Below are 18,550 nucleotides of genomic sequence, written 5' to 3'. Positions count from 1 at the left end.
CATGAATCCCGACTTCCAGAATCGCGTCTTCGCGTATGCGCCGTGCGCCGAGCAGCAGCCCGGCGCGGCACGTGCGGCTCGCCCCGTCGTCATCGTCGGCGCAGGGCCGGTGGGGTTGGCTACGGCCATTGATCTGGCGCAGCAGGGTGTGGCGGTGGTCATCGTTGACGACGATTGCACGCTGTCCACCGGCTCGCGCGCGATCTGCTTCTCCAAGCGCTCATTGGAGATTTTCGATCGGCTCGGCTGCGGCGACTGCATGGTCGACAAGGGCGTGAGCTGGAACGTCGGGAAGGTCTATCTGAAGGACGAACTGCTCTACAGCTTTGACCTGCTGCCCGAAACCGGCCACCGCCGGCCGGCGTTCATCAACCTGCAGCAGTACTACGTCGAGGGCTTTCTCGTTGAACGCGCGCAAGCCTTGTCGAACATCGAGCTGCGCTGGAAGAACAAGGTGACGGCCCTCACGCAGGACGCCGATGGCGTGACGCTCAGCATCGAGACGCCCGACGGCACGTACGAGCAGCGCGCCCAATACGTCGTCGCCGCCGACGGCTCGCGCAGCCCGGTGCGGCACATGATGGGCCTCGAAGCCCGCGGCCAGACGTTCAAAGACCGCTTCCTGATCGCCGACGTGCGCATGGATGCGCCCTTCCCGAGCGAGCGCTGGTTCTGGTTTGATCCGCCGTTCCACCCGAATCAGTCGGTGCTGCTCCACCATCAGCCCGACAACGTCTGGCGCATCGATTTCCAGCTGGGCTGGGACGCCGACCCCGTGGCCGAGAAGCAACCCGAGCGCGTCATCCCGCGCGTGCGGGCGCTGCTGGGGGAAGGCGTCGACTTCGAACTGGAATGGGTCAGCGTCTATACGTTCTCGTGCGAACGCATGGACCGCTTCCGCCACGGCCGTGTGCTGTTTATCGGCGATGCGGCGCATCGTGTGTCGCCGTTCGGCGCACGTGGCGCCAACAGCGGTTTGCAAGACGCCGAAAACCTCGCGTGGAAATTGCGCACGGTGCTGGCCGGCGATGCGCCCGACACGCTGCTCGACACCTACGCGAGCGAGCGCGAGTTCGCCGCCGACGACAACATCCGCCACTCCACCCGCTCGACGGATTTCATCACGCCCAAGAGCGCGGTCAGCCGGCTCTTTCGCGATGCCACGCTGCGCCTGGCCAAGCACTATCCGTTTGCGCGGACGCTGGTCAACAGCGGGCGGCTCTCGATGCCGACGGTGCTTGACGGTTCTCCGTTGCAAACAGCGGATGAAGCGCCTTTCGCCTGCACGCTCGTGCCCGGCGCTGTCGCACTTGATGCGCCGGTACGCCATGCCGATGGCCGCGCCGACTGGCTGCTCAGCCATCTGCACGGCAGCTTCACCGCGTTGCGCTTCTGCGGCGCGGGAGAACACGTCGACGCGCTGCCGCTGCCGACGCTGGCCATCTTCCCGGCCGGTGGCATGGGCACCGTCTCGGCCAACGTGACGGCGCTGGAAGACATCGACGGGCTGGTCGCGCAACGCTATGACGCGCGCCCCGGCACGATCTACCTGATCCGCCCGGATCAGCACGTGTGCGCACGCTGGCGCGCGCTGGCGCCGGCCAAGCTGGCCGCCGCGTTGCTCCGCGCCACCGGCCAGACCGCGCCTGCGGCAACCGCGCGCGCAGCCGTCTCCGCTTGAGCGAATACCTAATACCGCGATCACCATGCCGCTCAACACGCAACCCAACCTGCCCCGCCCGGACGATTTCTACGAGACGCTGATCGACGCGCACCGCAACCTGAGCGATGAGCACAGCGCGATGCTGAATGCGCAGCTCATCCTGCTGCTCGCAAACCATATCGGCGACATGGCGGTCCTGCGCGAAGCGCTGACCGCGGCGCGACTGGCATTGCCAGCCACCACCACTTGAGCGCGGTCGCGTTTCAACAATCCAACACTTACGTTTGATCGTACTTGCGAGTGCGCAAAGCGCGGTGCTAGTATCCGCCCCGCTTACCGATCAACCATTTTGCACAGGAGGAAAAAACATCATGCGTCACCTTGCTTTCCCCTTTGCAGGCCCTTGCCTGGGTTGATCGAATCTCTCGCGCTGTAGCTCACAGCGTCTTCGCATTGCCCGGCCTTCGGCCTGCCACATCAGATTTTTTTCAAACCTGATATGGACCATTCATGGGCAATTGCATCTTGCATTTGTTCGACGGCGTCTCCCTGATCGCCTCGGACGACACCTGGATCGAAGGCGACGCGATCCGACAACTTCAAACCACCAAAGCGCTCGACGGCATGCGCCATGTGGCCGGCATGCCCGACCTGCATCCCGGTCGCGGCTATCCCGTTGGCGCTGCATTTTTCTCCGTTGGACGCCTGTATCCGGCGCTGATCGGCAACGACATCGGCTGCGGCATGACGCTGTGGTCGACCGACCTCGATGCCAGCAAAGTCAGCCTCGACAAGCTTGAAAAGCGTCTGGGCAACATCGACACGCCGCTCGACGAAAGCTGGGGCGAGCTTGCCGCCGCGCTGGCGCCGGCAGGTACGGGCTTCGATGCTGCGCTTGGCACCATCGGCGGCGGCAACCACTTTGCGGAGCTGCAGCGCATCGACGAGATCTACGATGCAGAGGAACTGCCGCTGGACCCGCGCCAGCTTCTGTTGCTCGTGCATAGCGGCTCGCGCGGGCTCGGCCAGGCCATCCTCGATGAGCACGTGCGCGCGCATGGGCACGGCGGGCTCGCGCAGGACGATGCGGCGTGCCCCGCTTATCTGACGCGCCACGACACGGCGCTGCACTTTGCCAAGGCCAACCGCGAACTGATCGCGCGTCGCATGCTCGACCGCCTGCACGCGCAGGGCAAGGCGCTGCTCGACGTGCATCACAACTTTGTCGCACCGGCCACGGTGTTCGGCGAACGCGGCTGGCTGCATCGCAAGGGCGCGACGCCGTCGGATGCCGGCGTGGTCGTCATTCCCGGTTCGCGTGGCGATTACAGCTACCTCGTCGCGCCGCGCCCGAGCGAGCACGGCTTGTTCTCGCTCGCCCACGGCGCGGGCCGCAAGTGGATGCGCAGCGAGTGCAAGGACCGGCTCATCCGCCGCTTCACGCCTGCGCAGCTCAATCGCACGAAGCTCGGCGGCCACGTCATCTGCGAAGACAAGCAGTTGATTTACGAAGAAGCACCCGAGGCCTACAAGCCGATCGAGAGCGTGATCGCGCCGCTGGTGGGCGCCGGCCTGGTCAAGGTGCTCGCGCGCCTGCGCCCGGTGTTGACGTACAAGACGCGCGGGGAGTGCTGCTGATGGTGTTATTGCAACTCTCTTCTGCGCAGGGACCGGCCGAATGCGAGCTGGCCGTGGCGAAAGCGCTGGGCCGCCTGCAACGCGAATCCGCAGACGCAGGCGTCCAGCTCGAACTGGTGGAGCAGGAAGCCGGTGAACGCGCCGGCACCCTGCGTTCTGCCTTGATCAGCCTGGACGGCCCCGCCGAGGAGACCGTGGCGCGAGCCTGGGAAGGCACGATCCAATGGACCTGCCCGAGCCCTTACCGACTACGGCACGCGCGCAAGAATTGGTTCTTCGGGGTGGCGCGCTGTGCCGCGCCGTCGGAAGCGCTACCGGGCGAGATCCGCTTCGAGACCACGCGTTCTTCGGGCCCGGGCGGCCAGCATGTCAACAAGACGGAGTCGGCCGTGCGGGCCACGCATATCGCCACAGGCATCAGCGTGAAGGTGCAGACGGAGCGCAGCCAGCACGCCAACAAGCGGCTGGCCGTGCTGCTGCTCGCTCATAAGCTGGCGGACCACGATGCGGCTGCCGATGCGGCGCAGCGTGCGCAGCGACGCGCGCTCCATCACCAGTTGGAGCGCGGCAACCCGCGCCGCGTGTTCAAAGGCGAACGTTTTGCGCCGGCAGACTAGCGCGCAGCGTGCCGGATTCCGGCAAGCTGGCCGCGCCGGTACTCGCCTTGCCGCTCCAGCATCCAACCCGGGTATTCGGGCGGCAGCTTGCTCAGTTCATCGAGCTGCGACAGCTCTTCCGCGGTCAGCTGCACCTTGGTGGCGGCAATGTTGTCGTCGAGCTGCTCGATCTTCTTCGCACCGACGATCACGGTGGTGACCGCGCGTTGATGCAGCAACCAGGCGAGCGCAATCTGCGCGACCGACACGCTGCGCGCAGTGGCCATGACGCGCATGGCATCGACGCAGGTGTAGGCGCGCGCCTGGTCCACCGGCGGGAAGTCGAACTTGTTGCGGCGGCTGTCTTGCTCGCCGTGCTGCTCGCGCGTGTATTTGCCGCTGAGCAGCCCGCCGGCCAGCGGGCTCCACACCATCAGGCCGAGGCCTTCGCTGTGGAGCATCGGCACGAGTTCGCGCTCGAGGTCGCGGCCGGCCACGGTGTAATACGCCTGCAGGCTTTCGAAGCGCGCACAGCCGAGGCGTTCCGCAATCCCCAGCGCCTTGACGATCTGCCACGCCGCCCAATTCGATACGCCCACATAGCGCACATGACCGTGTTGGACGAGCGTATCGAGCGCACGCACCGTTTCCTCAATGGGCGTGGCCGGGTCGAAACCATGGATCTGATAGAGGTCGATATGGTCGAGCTGCAGCCGCTTCAGGCTGGCCTTGATGCCATCCATGATGTGGAAACGCGAAGCGCCGCGCGCGTTCACGCTCTCACCGGTCTGGCCGAACACCTTGGTGGCGACGACCACGCTGTCGCGCGACACCTTCAGGTTCTTGAGCGCCTGCCCCGTCATCTGTTCAGCAGCGCCGTTGGCGTACACATCGGCCGTGTCGATGAAGTTGATGCCGGCGTCGAGCGCGCGCCCGATCAGGCGCTCGGCATCGGCTTGCTGCAAATCGCCAATGTGCTGCCAGATGCCGTCGTTGCCGCCGAAGGTCATCGTGCCCAGGCACAGCTCCGATACGAACAGGCCGGTCCGGCCCAGCGGGTTGTAACGCATGTGATCGACTCCAATACGGTGGGAATGGAATGCTGAGCGCACAGGCTCAGATCTCAGATGCGAGAGACAACGCAGAGGATAGGACGGACTGGCTGATCCTGCAGAGCGCTCAGTCAGATGCGGATGCAGATGCGGGGTGATGCCCAAGGCGCGACGAGATCGCCGCCCCTGCCTGCTGCAGCAGCGCAACGTAATGCGCCTTGGTATCGGCGCCGCAACGCATGGTCGGGAACGAGATCGACAGCCCTGCAATCACGCGGCCAAAGCGGTCGAATACCGGCACGGCAATGCACAGCAACCCGTCTTCCTGCTCTTCGTTGTCTTCGCCAAAACCTTGCTGACGCACGCGCGGCAGGATGCTCAGCACGGCCTCGGCGGAGGCAAGCGTCTTCTGCGTGGACTTCTTGAACTCGACCTTCGACAGCACTTCGCGTGCCTCTTCCGGCGGCATGTACGCCAGCAGCACCTTGCCGATGGCCGTGCTGTGCAGCGGATTACGCCGGCCGATGCGCGACTGCATGCGCAAGCCGTAATCGGCATCGATCTTGTGGATGTAGATGATCGCGTCTTCGTCAAACGCGCCGAGGTGGACGGCCTCGCGCGTGAGCTGACCGATGCGGCGCATTTCGGTGTCGGCCTCGCGGACGAGGTCGACGTTTTCCAGGGCCTTGGCGCCAAGCTCGAACAAGCGGATGGTCAGCCGATACCGATCGGTGTCGCCTTCCTGCGCCACATAGCCGAGGCCTTTGAGCGACTGCAGGAAACGGTGCACGGTCGTCTTGGACATGCCCAACCGCTGCGACAGTTCGCTCGGGCCAACGGCGCCAAGCTCGCCCATCGCGGCCAGGATGGTGAACACCTTGTCGACCGCCGAGACCGATTCGGCTTTATCCGCACCGGTATCAAGGGGTTCGTTGGCGGACGGATCTTCCGGCTTGCGTTGCCGGGGCGTGGCTTTCATCTCTCGTGGTTCCGTGATTTCAAAATCTGGAGAGAGCATAACCGGTCTCATACCGCGTTCCATCAATCCACCTGCCGATTTGGCTATCGCGCCAGCCAGCCGCCATCCACCGCCAGCGTGTGGCCGTGCACGTAGTCCGATGCGGCCGAAGCCAGAAACACCACGGCGCCCGCGAGGTCGTCCGGCACGCCCCAGCGCCCGGCCGGAATACGCGCCAGGATCTCTTCGCTGCGCTGCCGGTCTTCCCGCAGTTGCGCTGTGTTGTCGGTTTCCATGTAGCCGGGCGCGATGGCGTTGACGTTGATGCCGCGCCCCGCCCACTCGTTTGCCAGCAGCCGGGTAAGCCCCAGCACACCGCTCTTCGATGCCGTATACGACGGCACGCGAATGCCACCCTGGAACGACAGCATCGACGCCACGTTGATGATCTTGCCGCGCCCGCCTTGCTGCACGAACTGCCGCGCTACTGCTTGCGACAGAAAGAACACGCCCTTGAGGTTGACGTCGATCACCGCATCCCAATCGGCTTCGGAAAATTCCAGTGCGTCGCAGCGGCGGATGATGCCGGCGTTGTTGACGAGGATGTCGACGCGGCCGAAGGTGTCCATCGCGGCTTCGACAATGCTGCCGATCGGCTCGAGCGAAGACAGATCGGCGCGCACGTCGACGAACCGGCGGCCGGCCGCTTCCACGCGCGCGACCGTCTCCGCCGGGTCGGAGCGGTTGGCCCCGACGATGTCGCAACCGGCCGCCGCGAGCGCCGTCGCCATGCCCGCGCCCAACCCCGTGTTGCTGCCGGTGACGATGGCCACCTTGCCGGTCAGGTCGAACAGGCTTGCGCCCTGGAGATAGGGATTCTCGAGCCGCATGGTGTCAGCGCAAGTCGGCGATGGCGATGTGGTCCATGTCGTGGAACACCTGGTTCTCGCCGACCATGCCCCAGATGAAGGTGTACGCCTGCGTGCCCACGCCGGAGTGGATCGACCAGCTGGGCGAGATCACGGCCTGCTCGTTGTGGACGAGGATGTGGCGCGTCTCCTGCGGCTCGCCGAGCATGTGGAACACGGCGGCGTTGTCCGGCAGGTTGAAATAGAAATAGACCTCCATGCGGCGCTCGTGCGTGTGGCACGGCATGGTGTTCCACAGGCTGCCGGGCTCAAGCTTGGTCATGCCCATCGAGAGCTGGCAGGTGGGCAGCACGTCGGGCACGATGAACTTGTAGATCGTGCGCCGGTTGCTGGTGGCCGGATCTCCGAGCGTTTCGGGCGACGCCTGCGCCAGCGTGATCGTGCGCGTGGGATACGCCGTATGGGCCGGCGCGCAGTTGATGTAGAACTTGGCGGGCCGCGCTGCATCGTCGCTGCCGAAGACGACGTTCTGACTGCCCTGGCCGATGTAGATCGCCTCTTCATTGCCAACGGCGTGCCGCGTGCCATCGACTTCCACCCAGCCCGCGCCGCCAATGTTGATCGCGCCCAGCTCGCGGCGCTCCAGCAGATGGCTCACGCCCATCGACTTGGCCAGCGATGCCGGCACCTCCACCGGCCGCGTCGCCGGCCACGCGCCGCCAACGATGATCCGGTCGATATGGCTGTACGTGAACTGAAGCGCATCGCGCTCAAACACCTGTTCCACCAGAAACTGCCGGCGCAGCCCCGCCGTGTCGAGGGTTTTTGCGTGTTCGCTGTGGATTCCTTGCCGCACTTCCATGCCGTTTCTCCGTTGGGATGCACCGGCATGTCCTGCGCCGCCGGCCGTTCTCGGTTGGATTGAAGCACAAAAAACAAAAATACGGAACGTCGATCCATATTTTTGAGATGAAATCGGCACCAAGCCGGGTACCGCTGCACCGCACACATTTGCGCCCGAGGGTAAACGATAAATCCGCGAAGTCAAAAATATGGAACATCGTTCCACATCATCCGCTATAGTCACTCCACGATGTTGGACCCTGACCAACCGAGCCCATAGAGGCTCATGGAGGAGACGTGAAGATCAAGAAGGCGATTGACCGCATTCCGGGCGGGCTGATGCTCGTGCCGCTGCTGCTGGGCGCATGCGTGCATACGTTCGCGCCCGATGCCGGGAAGTACTTCGGCTCGTTCACCAACGGCCTGATCACCGGCACGGTGCCGATCCTGGCGGTGTGGTTCTTCTGCATGGGCGCGACCATCGACCTGCATGCCACCGGCGTGGTGCTGCGCAAATCGGGCACGCTGCTCGTTACCAAGATTGCCGTGGCGTGGCTGGCGACGCTGGTGGCTGCGCAGTTCATCCCGGACGAAGGCATCAAGACCGGCATCCTTGCCGGGCTGTCGGTGCTGGCGATCACCACGTCGATGGACATGACCAACGGCGGCCTCTACGCCGCCGTCATGCAGCAGTACGGCACCAAGGAAGAAGCCGGCGCATTCGTGTTGATGTCGGTCGAATCGGGCCCGCTGGTCAGCATGCTGATCTTGGGGGCGACGGGCGTTGCGGTGTTCGAGCCTCGGTTGTTCGTGGGGGCGGTGCTGCCGTTCCTGATCGGCTTTACGCTGGGCAATCTCGACAGTGAATTGCGCGAGCTGTTCGGCCGCTGCGTGCATCCGCTCATTCCGTTCTTCGGCTTTGCGCTGGGCAACGGCATCGACCTGCACGTGATTGCCAACAGCGGGCTCTCGGGCCTGCTGCTCGGCCTGACGGTGATCGTCATCACAGGCGTGCCGCTGATTCTGGCGGACAAGTTCATCGCCGGCGGCAATGGCGCGGCAGGGCTGGCGGCATCGTCCACGGCCGGAGCGGCGGTCGCCAACCCGGCCATCATCGGCGAGATGATTCCCCGCTTCAAACCCATGGTGCCGGCTGCCACGGCGCTGGTGGCCACGGCGTGCCTCGTCACGGCGATTCTCGTGCCGATCCTGACCGCGATGTGGGTGCGCCGTGTGGGCCGAGCGGCCCCGTTGCCCGAGCCGGAAACCGCAAGCCTGCCGCCACAGGCTGCGCATCGCGAAGCCCATTTCTGACCCCGCCTGCGATGCAGCGCACACACCATCAGAGAGGAGATTGCCCATGCTGTTGCACACGTTTGTCCGCCGCATTGCGGGCGTTGCGATGACCGCTGCGTTCGCTGCCGGCAGCGCCCTCGCCCATGCCGCCACCGATGCCGACACGGTTGCGCAAGCCGTGGAGCGCCTGCGCGTCGCCATGGTGGCCAGCGACGGCGCCACCCTTACCAAGCTGATCGAGAACGATCTGACCTACGGCCACTCGTCGGGCAAGCTGGAAGACCGCGCGGCCTTCCTCAAGACGCTGGACGGCACGAATTCATTCAAGTCGATTGCGCTGACCAACCAGACCGTGCAGGTCAACGGCGACAACGCCTGGGTGCGCCACGTGTTCGACTCCGTCAACAACCTGCCCGACGGCAAGACGAGCACCGCGCATATCGGCGTGCTGCAGGTGTGGAAGAAGCATCCGGACGGCTGGCGCCTGTTTGCGCGTCAGGCCTACCTGCTGCCCAAAGAATGAGCGGCGCCGCTTTCCCCGGGCGCTTGGCAGGCAAGACCGCGCTCGTCACAGCCGCTGCGCAAGGCATCGGCCGTGCCTGCGCCGAGCGCTTCGCCCGCGAAGGCGCCCGCGTGATCGCCACCGACCTGCGCATCGATGCATTGAACGATGTGCCGTTCGAGGTCCGCCGACTCGACGTGCGAGATACCGGGCAGGTCAATGCGCTCGCTGCCGAGCTTGGAGGCATCGACATCCTCTTCAACTGCGCGGGCTTCGTGCACGCCGGCTCGGTGCTGGAGTGCGATGAGGATGCATGGGATTTCTCGTTCGACCTCAACGTCAAGTCGATGTACCGCACCCTGCGCGCGTTCCTGCCCGGCATGCTGGAACGCGGCGGCGGCAGTGTCATCAACATGTCGTCCGCCGCGTCGAGCATCAAGGGCGTGCCGAACCGCTTTGTGTATGGCGCATCGAAGGCGGCGGTGATCGGGCTGACCAAATCCGTGGCGGCAGACTTTGTGGCGCGCGGTATCCGCTGCAATGCGATCTGCCCCGGCACGGTGGTATCGCCATCCCTCGCCCAGCGCATCGATGAACAAGCCCGCACGCAAGGCAAACCGCGCGCGGAAGTCGAAGCGGCGTTTGTCGCACGCCAGCCGATGGGGCGCCTCGGGCAGCCGGAAGAGATTGCCGCGCTGGCCGCGTATCTGGCTTCCGACGAGGCCGCCTTTACGACGGGGCAAGTCCACCTGATCGACGGCGGCTGGTCAAATTGATACCTTGATGCCTTTCCCCCAACCGATCTGAGCTTTTCATGAAACTGCTGCGCTTCGGCCCCCAGGGCCAAGAAAAACCCGGCCTGCTCGATGCCACCGGCACGCTCCGTGATCTGTCGGGCATCGTCGACGACATTGCGGGCAACGTGCTGTCGGATGCATCGCTCGCCCGGCTGCGCGAGGTGGACCCTGCCACGCTGCCGGCCGTCAGCGGCCAACCCCGCATTGGCCCGTGCGTCGGGCGTGTCGGCAAATTCATCTGCATCGGGTTGAACTACGCCGACCACGCCGCGGAATCCGGCCTGCCGGTACCGTCCGAGCCGGTCGTCTTCAACAAATGGACCAGCGCCATCTGCGGCCCGAATGACGACATCGAAATCCCGCGCGGCTCCGTCAAGACCGACTGGGAAATCGAACTGGGCGTGGTCATCGGCAAGCCCGCCAAGTACATCGACGAAGCCAACGCGCTCGACTACGTGGCCGGCTATTGCATCGTCAACGACGTTTCCGAGCGCGAATGGCAGATCGAGCGCGGCGGCCAGTGGGACAAGGGCAAGGGCTTCGACACGTTCGGTCCGCTCGGGCCGTGGCTGGTCACGCGCGACGAGGTGCCCGACCCGCAGGCACTGGACCTCTGGCTGGAGGTGGACGGCCACCGCTATCAGAACGGCAATACGCGGACGATGGTGTTTGGTGTCGCGCAACTCGTGGCGTATCTGAGCCGCTGCATGAGTCTGCAGCCCGGCGATGTCATCTCCACAGGCACGCCGCCGGGCGTGGGGCTGGGCATCAAGCCGAACCCGGTCTACCTCAAGCCTGGGCAGACCATGCGCCTGGGCATCGCCGGCTTGGGCGAGCAATTGCAGCGCACGGTCTCGGCCGGCTGACGCCTAGCCTTCCAGTTCGGCAAAGCGCTGCGCAACGAGGTTGCGCAGCCATTGGTTGCCGGCGTCCTGATGGAAACGCCGGTGCCAGAAGACATTCGTCTTCAACGCGGGCAGCTTGAGCGGCGGCGCCACAAACTCCAGCCCGAACGGCGGCGCTGCACGTTCGGCAAGCTTGCGCGGCACCGTCACCACCAGGTCGGTCGTACTGACGATGTACGGCACCGCCACGAAGTGCGGCACCGAAAAGCGCGCCGACTGCGTGATCCCCGCCTTGTCGAGCAGCGGCCCGATCGCGTTGTACGGGCTGGCCGAACTTGCCACCACCAGGTGCGACGCGGCGCGAAAGCGCTCCAGCGTGAGCTTGCCCTCCGACAGCGCATGACCGCGCCGGAACATCGTCACGTAATCCTGCCGGAACAGGCGGCGCTGGAAGAGGCTCTCGCCGGAAAGATCATCGAACGCGCCAATGGCAAGGTCGATGGCGCCGGCCTCCATTTCGGCCTTCATGTCGAACCCGCCGGCCCGCATGGTATCGAGGCGCACGCCGGGCGCCTGCTCGGCACATAACTGCGCCAGCACCGGCATGAAATACACCTCGCCGACATCGCTCATGGCAATCGTGAAGGTGCGCGTGGAAGTGGCCGCATCAAAATGCGTGCGCTGGCCGAAGGCGCGCTGCAGCGTGTCGAGCGCCATCGCCACCGGTTCGGCCAATTGCTCGGCAAGTGCGGTCGGCATCATGCCGCGCGGGGTGCGCACGAAGAGTTCGTCGTCGAAAGTCTGGCGCAGGCGCGACAGCGCGTTGCTCACCGCCGGCTGCGACAGGCCCAGCCGCTCGGCCACGACCGAGATGCGCTTTTCGCGCAGGATTTCCTGAAACAGCACCAGCAGGTTCAGGTCGACATCCCGCAAGTTGAGCATGGCAGCGCCCCAACATTCACAATATCAATAGCATGCATTCTCGCATTGATATTCCAAATTTCCACCTGATCCGGACAATACGCGCATACCAAGAATCCAAAACAGAGCGGCAACGCCGCCACCGGAGACCACCATGCGCCCTGCCCCCGCTGCTCATGAAGCGCCACCCACGCCCATCGACCTCGCCCGGCTGATCGATCAGGGCAAGGTCGGCGGCTTCCAGATCCTGTTGCTCGCCATCTGCGGGCTGTGCCTGATCATCGACGGCTTTGATGTGCAGGCCATGGGCTATGTGGCGCCCGCCATCATCAAGGACTGGAACATCACCAAAGCGAGCCTCGGGCCGGTGTTCGGCGCGGGGCTGTTCGGCATGCTGGTCGGCTCGCTGGTGTTCGGCGTGCTGGGCGACCGCTTCGGGCGGCGGCCGGTGCTGATCGTTGCGACCTTCTTTTTTGCGGCGTGCATGCTGGCCACCACGCAGGTGGAAACAGTGAACGCCCTGCTTGTCCTGCGCTTTGTCACGGGCCTGGGGCTGGGTTGCATCATGCCCAACGCGATGGCGCTGGCCGGCGAGTTCAGCCCCGCACGCACGCGCGTGACCTGGATGATGCTCGTGTCATGCGGTTTTACCGTCGGCGCGGCACTGGGCGGCTTTGTGAGCGCAGCGCTGCTTTCACGCTTCGGCTGGCAGTCGGTGTTTCTGGTGGGCGGCCTCGTACCCCTCGCCATTGGCGTGATGATGGTGCTGTGGCTGCCGGAATCCTTGCAATACCTCGTGCTCAAGGGTGATTCGCAAACGCGCCATCAACGTCTGGCTCGCTGGCTGGGCAAGCTCGCCCCGCAACTGCAGGTGAACGCGCAGACGCAATTCGTGGTGCCCGAGGCGCCGGCGCGGGGCATGCCGGTCTCGGCGCTCTTCACGGAAGGCCGCGCCAAGGTCACGCTCGTGCTGTGGGTCATCAACTTCATGAACCTGATCGACCTGTACTTCCTGTCGAACTGGCTGCCGACCCTGATTCGCGATGCCGGTTACCCGACGGATACCGCTGTGCTGGTCGCCACCGCGCTGCAGGTAGGCGGTGTGATCGGCACGCTCACGCTGGGCCGGCTGATCGATCGCCTGGGCTTTGTGCGCGTGCTGGCCGTGTGCTTCCTGATCGCCTGCGTCACCGTCGGGCTGATCGGCCATGTGGCGGCTGCGCTGCCCGTGCTGGTGGCGGTGGTGTTCGTGGCGGGCTTCTGCATCGTCGGCGGACAGCCTGCGGTAAATGCGCTGGCCGCCACGTATTACCCCACCACGCTGCGGGCCACCGGCATCGGCTGGAGCCTGGGCGTGGGCCGCATCGGCTCCGTCATCGGCCCCGTGATCGGCGGACAACTGATTGCCATGCAATGGAGCGGCCCCGCGTTGTTCTCGACCGCGGCGGTGCCGGCGATGGTGTCGTTCGGCATGGTGCTGGCGCTTACGCTGGCCGCCAGTGGCCCGGACGCCGCACGCTTTGCCTCACGTCGCGCAACCAGCAAGCCCGCCTGATGGCCCGGTAACGACTACGCTTTCCCTGAAGACGCTCCTGACTTTTTCTCCAAGGACTTCACCATGAATATGCTCGCCCCGACGGTCAAGAACGCATTCACCCCCGCGTCGCTGGACCGGCCCGCCTACCAGAGCGGCTTCGGCAACGAGTTCGCCACCGAAGCCCTGCCCGGCGCGCTGCCGCACGGCCAGAACTCCCCCCAGAAGGCGCCGTATGGCCTGTATGCGGAGCAGATTTCCGGCACGGCGTTCACCGCCCCGCGCGCGCACAACCGCCGCTCGTGGCTGTATCGCATCCGTCCGGGCGCCGTGCATCTGCCGTTCGAGGCCATGGCGCAGGGACGCTTCCACAGCAACTTCAACGAGGTGCCGCCCTCGCCCAACCAGCTGCGCTGGGACCCGCTGCCCGCACCGGCCGCCGGCACCGATTTCATCGACGGCATCGTCACCTTCGCCGGCAACGGCGGGCCGGACGCGCAAACCGGCTGCGGCATCCACCTGTACGCCGCCAACGCGTCGATGACCGACCGCTTCTTCTACAACGCCGACGGCGAGCTGCTGATCGTCCCGCAGCAAGGCCGCCTGCGCCTGCTGACGGAGATGGGCGTGGTCGATGTCGAGCCGCTGGAGATTGTCGTCGTCCCGCGCGGCGTGCGCTTCCGCGTCGAACTGCCCGACGGCGACGCGCGCGGCTACATCTGCGAGAACTTCGGCGCGCTCTTCCGCTTGCCGGACCTCGGCGTCATCGGCTCGAACGGCCTGGCCAACCCGCGCGACTTCCTCACCCCGCACGCGTGGTACGAAGACCGCGAGGGCAACTTCGAACTCGTCGCAAAATTCCAGGGCAGCCTGTGGACCGCGAAGATCGGCCACTCGCCGCTGGACGTCGTGGCCTGGCACGGCAACCTCGCGCCATACAAGTACGACCTGCGCCTGTTCAACACCATCGGCTCGATCAGCTACGACCATCCGGACCCGTCGATCTTCCTGGTGCTGCAAAGCCCGTCCGACACGCCAGGCGTGGACACGATCGACTTCGTGATCTTCCCACCGCGCTGGCTGGCCGCCGAAAACACATTCCGCCCGCCCTGGTTCCACCGCAACGTCGCGAGCGAATTCATGGGCCTGATCCAGGGCGTGTACGACGCCAAGGCCGAAGGCTTCGTGCCCGGCGGCGCCAGCCTGCACAACTGCATGAGCGGCCACGGCCCCGACGCCGACACGTTCGAGAAAGCCAGCAACGGCGACACCACCAAGCCGCACAAGGTCGACGCAACGATGGCCTTCATGTTCGAGACGCCAGCGGTGATCCGCCCCACGCGCTTCGCAGCGGAATCCGCGCAATTGCAAGCCAAGTACTTCGAATGCTGGCAAGGCCTGAAGAAGCATTTCGACCCGACCAAGCGTTAAGCACGATCGACGAATTCACATTGACGCCAACGCGAGCATCCAGAAGGTGTGGCCGTACCCTGCCCTAGATGGCGCCTTGAATTTCTGTTGCAGGGAGGAAAAAGGAAGGAGCCCTGTCTGAGCGTAGCGAGTTTGGCTCCTTCCCCTCCCTGCGACATAAATTCAAGGGGAAGTCGCCATCTCGGGCGCGCCTTTCTTTGCTTACTTTCTTTGGCAAGACAAAGAAAGTAAGTCGCCCCCGGCAGGGGGTGAAACAGCGGATGCACCAACAAGCATCAAGAAATAACCGCCCAAACAAATCAAATCACCGCCCCAATCATGACCAAACGCCATTTGAGCTGGCTCGAATCCGCCAACACCCCCGACACCCATTTCCCGTTGGAAAACCTGCCCTTCGGCATCTTCTCCACCAAGGAAAACCCGTCGCCGCGCGCAGGCGTAGCCCTGGGCGATCAGGTCATCGATCTCGGCGTGCTGGATGACGCCGGCTTGCTCCCCGCAGCCACACGCGGCACGTTCCGCACCGGCAAACTCAACACCTTCATCGCGCTGGGCAAGCCCGTCTGGGCGGAAACGCGCAAGAAGCTGCAAGCCCTGTTCAGCGTGGCCGACACGCACGTGCGCGACAACGCCACGCTGCATGCGCGCGCGCTGGTGCCGCAGGCACATGCCGTGATGCACCTGCCGATCGACATCCCCGGCTATACGGATTTCTATTCATCGAAAGAACACGCCACCAACGTCGGCCGCATGTTCCGCGACCCCGAAAACGCGCTGCTGCCGAACTGGCTGGAAATCCCCATCGGCTACAACGGCCGCGCCAGCTCCGTGGTAGTGAGTGGCACACCGCTGCATCGCCCCATGGGCCAGATCAAGCTGCCCGACCAGCCGCGCCCGATCTTCACGGCCTGCCGCAAGCTGGACTACGAGTTGGAGATGGCCTTTGTGGTCGGCAAGCCCAGTGCGCTGGGTGAGCCGGTTTCCGTGGACGCAGCGCCGGACCACATGTTCGGCGTCGTACTGCTCAACGACTGGAGCGCGCGCGACATCCAGCAATGGGAATACGTGCCGCTGGGCCCGTTCAACTCGAAGGGCTTCGGCACATCGATCTCCCCGTGGATCGTGACGATGGAAGCGCTGGAACCGTTCCGCGTGGCCAACCCTGCGCAATCGCCCGAGCCGCTGGAGTACCTGCGCCAGAGCCGGCCGAACGCCTACGACATCGCCCTCGAAACCGCGCTGCGTCCGCACGGCGGCGAGCGCACCACGATCGCCCGCACCAACTTCCGCGCGATGTACTGGACGATGGCGCAGCAGCTTGCGCACCACACCGTGTCCGGCTGCAACGTGCGCGTGGGTGACCTGATGGGCTCGGGCACCATCAGCGGAACGACGCCGGATTCCTACGGCAGCCTGCTGGAGCTGACTGTCAACGGCAAGCAGCCGCTGGACCTCGGCAACGGCACCACGCGCGCCTTCCTGGAAGACGGCGACGAAGTCACCATGACCGGCTGGTGCCAGGGCGATGGCTATCGCGTGGGCTTTGGGGAAGTGCGCGGCGAGATTCTGCCGGCACGCAGTGTGAAGTAATGCGGTGTGGAGCGACGGATTAACAGTCCGCCGCTCGCATCATTCCGCCTTTGCCGCCAGCGCGGCGAGCATCGCGTCACCGACGACATGCGCGCCGCTGGCCTTGAGCGCCTCGCCAGCGCCGCGTGCATCGCGCGCTTCCCGGTTCTGGCCGAGCTTGAGCTTGCCCTCAAGGCGCGTGATCTCGATCTCGAGACCAACAATCACCTTCAGCAACTCATCGATGTAGTCAGCAGGCGCGTCGGACATCTTCCACGGCTTAGGTTGCGAAGCCTCGTGCGCACGCGTCAGGCGAGCCACCACGCCACGCACGAACCGCTCGTCGTCACGCACGGTGATGCGGCCATGCGCATGCACCACGCGGTAGTTCCAGGTCGGCACATCCTTGTGGTGCTCGTGCTTGCTCGGATACCACGTCGGCGAGATGTACGCATCGCCCGCGCGGAAGATGACGAGCACCTCATCGCCGTTGGCGACGTCTTTCCACACCGGGTTGGCGCGCGCCACGTGGGCATGCAGCACGCCAAGCCGGCCCTCTTCGGGCAGCAGCAGGAAGGGAATGTGGTTCGCATCCAGCCCCTGCTCGCCGTGCGTGACGAGCGTTCCGAACGGATTCTGCGCGATCAGGTCGTGCAACGCGTCAGGACGCGATTCTTCAAAGTGGGCGGGGATGTACATGGCGACTCCGGCAACGATCGTGCAATCGAACAGGAAAGCGCCCATTCTGAACCAGAACGTGGCTCCAAAACAGAGCCACATTCCGGAAGATTGTTAGGGCCAGCCTAGTCGCGCAGCAGGTTCTTGGCGATGATGAGCTGTTGGATCTGCGTGGTGCCTTCGTACAGGCGCAGCAGACGCACATCGCGATAGAAGCGCTCTGCCTTGTATTCGGCAATGTAGCCCGCGCCACCGTGAATCTGCACCGCACGATCCGCCACGCGACCGACCATCTCGGTGCAGAACATCTTGGTGCAGGACGCCAGCATGCTGACTTCGTGGTCCTGTTTGCCGATGGGCTTGGCGTCGTAGCGGCGCGCGCAGTCGCGCACCATGGACATGCCGGCGTACAGCTCCGCCTGGCTGTCGGCCAGCATGGCCTGGATCAACTGAAAGTCTGCAATGGGCTGGCCAAATTGCTTACGTTCCTTGGCATAGGCCACGGCATCGGTGATCAGCCGGTGCGCCATGCCGCATGCCAGCGCCGAGATGTGCAGGCGGCCGCGGTCCAGCACCTTCATCGCCGTCTTGAAGCCCTGCCCCGCCACGCCGCCAATGATGTTGGCCGCCGGCACGCGCACGTTGTCGAGCATCACATCGCACGTCTTGGTGCCGCGCTGGCCCATCTTCCTGTCGGGCTTGCCTAGCGTGATGCCCGGCGTATCGGCCGGCACGATGAAGGCGGAGATGCCGCCGGCGCCTTCGCTGCCGGTGCGCGCCATCAGCGTGAACGCCCCGGCGCGCGGCGCGTTGGTGATGAAACGCTTGGTGCCATTGATGACGTAGTGATCGCCGTCGAGCGTGGCGCGCGTCTGCAGCGATGCGGCGTCCGAACCCGCGTTCGGTTCCGTCAGCGCAAACGAGATGATCAGCTCGCCACTGGCGATGCGCGGCAGGTAATCGGCCTTCTGCGCATCGGTGCCGTCCATCAGGATGCCCTGCGAGCCGATGCCGACGTTGGTACCAAACACCGAACGGAAGGCCAGCGCCGTATGCCCGAGGTCGTACACCACCTCGCATTCCTGGGCCATGGCCAGGCCAATGCCGCCGTACTCCTCCGGAATCGACAGACCGAACAGGCCCATCTCTTTCATGTCGGCAACGATGTCGGCGGGCACGTCATCCTCTTCCTCGAGGATGTTTTCCGCCGGCATGAGCCGTTCCTGGATGAAGCGCTGCACCGATTGCTGCAGCAGGCCGAAGGATTCGTCGTCGAGCGCCATGTCGCTGGGTTCCGGGGTAGGTTCCGGTCGATGTTACCGGGTTGGCGCGTTTTGACAATCCGGACCGGCATCAAC

At 64.9% G+C, this 18,550-nt stretch carries 18 protein-coding genes; 11 read left to right on the top strand and 7 right to left on the bottom strand.

What is annotated here, in order from left to right; genetic code table 11:
• Position 1: 1 nt before the first annotated feature.
• The 4 genes from ABIC76_RS24620 (at position 2) to prfH (ending at position 3,918) form a co-directional block, all read left to right on the top strand.
• On the top strand, positions 2-1,681 hold the full coding sequence (locus ABIC76_RS24620) for an FAD-dependent oxidoreductase (protein ID WP_354535510.1): 1,680 nt from the start codon (positions 2-4) through the stop codon (positions 1,679-1,681).
• A 25-nt stretch (positions 1,682-1,706) separates the two neighbouring features.
• A complete protein-coding gene (locus tag ABIC76_RS24615) occupies positions 1,707-1,913 on the top strand; it encodes a DUF2783 domain-containing protein (RefSeq protein WP_102065196.1) in 207 nt (68 codons plus the stop codon).
• A 260-nt stretch (positions 1,914-2,173) separates the two neighbouring features.
• Positions 2,174-3,301: an RNA ligase RtcB family protein gene (locus tag ABIC76_RS24610; RefSeq protein WP_354535509.1), complete on the top strand. Its 1,128-nt coding sequence runs from the start codon at positions 2,174-2,176 to the stop codon at positions 3,299-3,301.
• Positions 3,301-3,918 (top strand): peptide chain release factor H, encoded by a 618-nt coding sequence (prfH, locus tag ABIC76_RS24605; protein WP_354535508.1) that lies wholly within the window; start codon positions 3,301-3,303, stop codon positions 3,916-3,918. The genes ABIC76_RS24610 and prfH overlap by 1 nt, the downstream gene beginning before the upstream one ends.
• Here the strand turns inward: prfH and ABIC76_RS24600 are convergent.
• The 4 genes from ABIC76_RS24600 to kduI all read right to left on the bottom strand — a co-directional run bounded on the left by ABIC76_RS24600 (position 3,915) and on the right by kduI (position 7,638).
• Positions 3,915-4,967 (bottom strand): aldo/keto reductase, encoded by a 1,053-nt coding sequence (locus tag ABIC76_RS24600; protein WP_354535507.1) that lies wholly within the window; start codon positions 4,965-4,967, stop codon positions 3,915-3,917. The genes prfH and ABIC76_RS24600 overlap by 4 nt on opposite strands.
• A 109-nt stretch (positions 4,968-5,076) precedes the next feature.
• Complete coding sequence (kdgR, locus tag ABIC76_RS24595) at positions 5,077-5,928, bottom strand: DNA-binding transcriptional regulator KdgR (protein ID WP_147216518.1); 852 nt, start codon at positions 5,926-5,928, stop codon at positions 5,077-5,079.
• Between the two features lie 83 nt (positions 5,929-6,011).
• The gene (kduD, locus tag ABIC76_RS24590) at positions 6,012-6,797 is read right to left on the bottom strand and encodes a 2-dehydro-3-deoxy-D-gluconate 5-dehydrogenase KduD (protein WP_354535506.1); all 786 of its coding nucleotides are present in this window, start codon (positions 6,795-6,797) and stop codon (positions 6,012-6,014) included.
• Positions 6,798-6,801: 4 nt separating this feature from the next.
• On the bottom strand, positions 6,802-7,638 hold the full coding sequence (gene kduI, locus ABIC76_RS24585; protein WP_354535505.1) for a 5-dehydro-4-deoxy-D-glucuronate isomerase: 837 nt from the start codon (positions 7,636-7,638) through the stop codon (positions 6,802-6,804).
• Between the two features lie 278 nt (positions 7,639-7,916).
• Here kduI and kdgT point away from each other — a divergent pair, with 278 nt between their 5' ends.
• Genes kdgT through ABIC76_RS24565 form a run of 4 tightly spaced genes read left to right on the top strand, consistent with a single transcriptional unit; the run spans position 7,917 to position 11,080 of the window.
• On the top strand, positions 7,917-8,933 hold the full coding sequence (gene kdgT / locus ABIC76_RS24580) for a 2-keto-3-deoxygluconate transporter (RefSeq protein WP_027680125.1): 1,017 nt from the start codon (positions 7,917-7,919) through the stop codon (positions 8,931-8,933).
• 46 nt (positions 8,934-8,979) lie between these two features.
• Positions 8,980-9,438: a nuclear transport factor 2 family protein gene (locus ABIC76_RS24575; RefSeq protein ID WP_102065201.1), complete on the top strand. Its 459-nt coding sequence runs from the start codon at positions 8,980-8,982 to the stop codon at positions 9,436-9,438.
• Complete coding sequence (locus ABIC76_RS24570) at positions 9,435-10,193, top strand: SDR family oxidoreductase (RefSeq protein WP_102065202.1); 759 nt, start codon at positions 9,435-9,437, stop codon at positions 10,191-10,193. Before ABIC76_RS24575 ends, ABIC76_RS24570 begins: the two co-directional genes overlap by 4 nt.
• 38 nt (positions 10,194-10,231) lie before the next feature.
• Positions 10,232-11,080, top strand: coding sequence for an ureidoglycolate lyase (locus ABIC76_RS24565; RefSeq protein ID WP_354535504.1), 849 nt, complete (start codon positions 10,232-10,234; stop codon positions 11,078-11,080).
• Between the two features lie 3 nt (positions 11,081-11,083).
• Here the strand turns inward: ABIC76_RS24565 and ABIC76_RS24560 are convergent, their stop codons facing one another.
• Positions 11,084-12,001 (bottom strand): LysR family transcriptional regulator, encoded by a 918-nt coding sequence (locus ABIC76_RS24560; RefSeq protein WP_354535503.1) that lies wholly within the window; start codon positions 11,999-12,001, stop codon positions 11,084-11,086.
• Between the two features lie 133 nt (positions 12,002-12,134).
• Here ABIC76_RS24560 and ABIC76_RS24555 point away from each other — a divergent pair, with 133 nt between their 5' ends.
• From ABIC76_RS24555 to fahA, 3 genes are all read left to right on the top strand, one after another.
• A complete protein-coding gene (locus ABIC76_RS24555; protein WP_354535502.1) occupies positions 12,135-13,535 on the top strand; it encodes an MFS transporter in 1,401 nt (466 codons plus the stop codon).
• A 63-nt stretch (positions 13,536-13,598) separates the two neighbouring features.
• Positions 13,599-14,945: a homogentisate 1,2-dioxygenase gene (gene hmgA, locus ABIC76_RS24550; RefSeq protein WP_102065206.1), complete on the top strand. Its 1,347-nt coding sequence runs from the start codon at positions 13,599-13,601 to the stop codon at positions 14,943-14,945.
• 318 nt (positions 14,946-15,263) lie between these two features.
• Positions 15,264-16,535, top strand: a complete 1,272-nt coding sequence (fahA, locus tag ABIC76_RS24545) for a fumarylacetoacetase (protein WP_102065207.1) — start codon at positions 15,264-15,266, stop codon at positions 16,533-16,535.
• Positions 16,536-16,574: 39 nt separating this feature from the next.
• On the opposite strand, the gene ABIC76_RS24540 is transcribed toward fahA, so the two are convergent.
• Entirely contained in the window at positions 16,575-17,213 is a 639-nt protein-coding gene (locus tag ABIC76_RS24540) for an FMN-binding negative transcriptional regulator (protein ID WP_102066082.1), read from the bottom strand.
• Between the two features lie 104 nt (positions 17,214-17,317).
• Positions 17,318-18,475, bottom strand: a complete 1,158-nt coding sequence (locus ABIC76_RS24535) for an acyl-CoA dehydrogenase family protein (RefSeq protein ID WP_102065208.1) — start codon at positions 18,473-18,475, stop codon at positions 17,318-17,320.
• Positions 18,476-18,550 lie beyond the last annotated feature (75 nt).

Origin of the sequence: Ralstonia sp. 1138 (assembly GCF_040544795.1) — a bacterium.
GTDB classification, from domain to species: Bacteria; Pseudomonadota; Gammaproteobacteria; order Burkholderiales; family Burkholderiaceae; genus Ralstonia; species Ralstonia flatus.
This window is presented reverse-complemented; position numbering and strand designations above follow the sequence as displayed.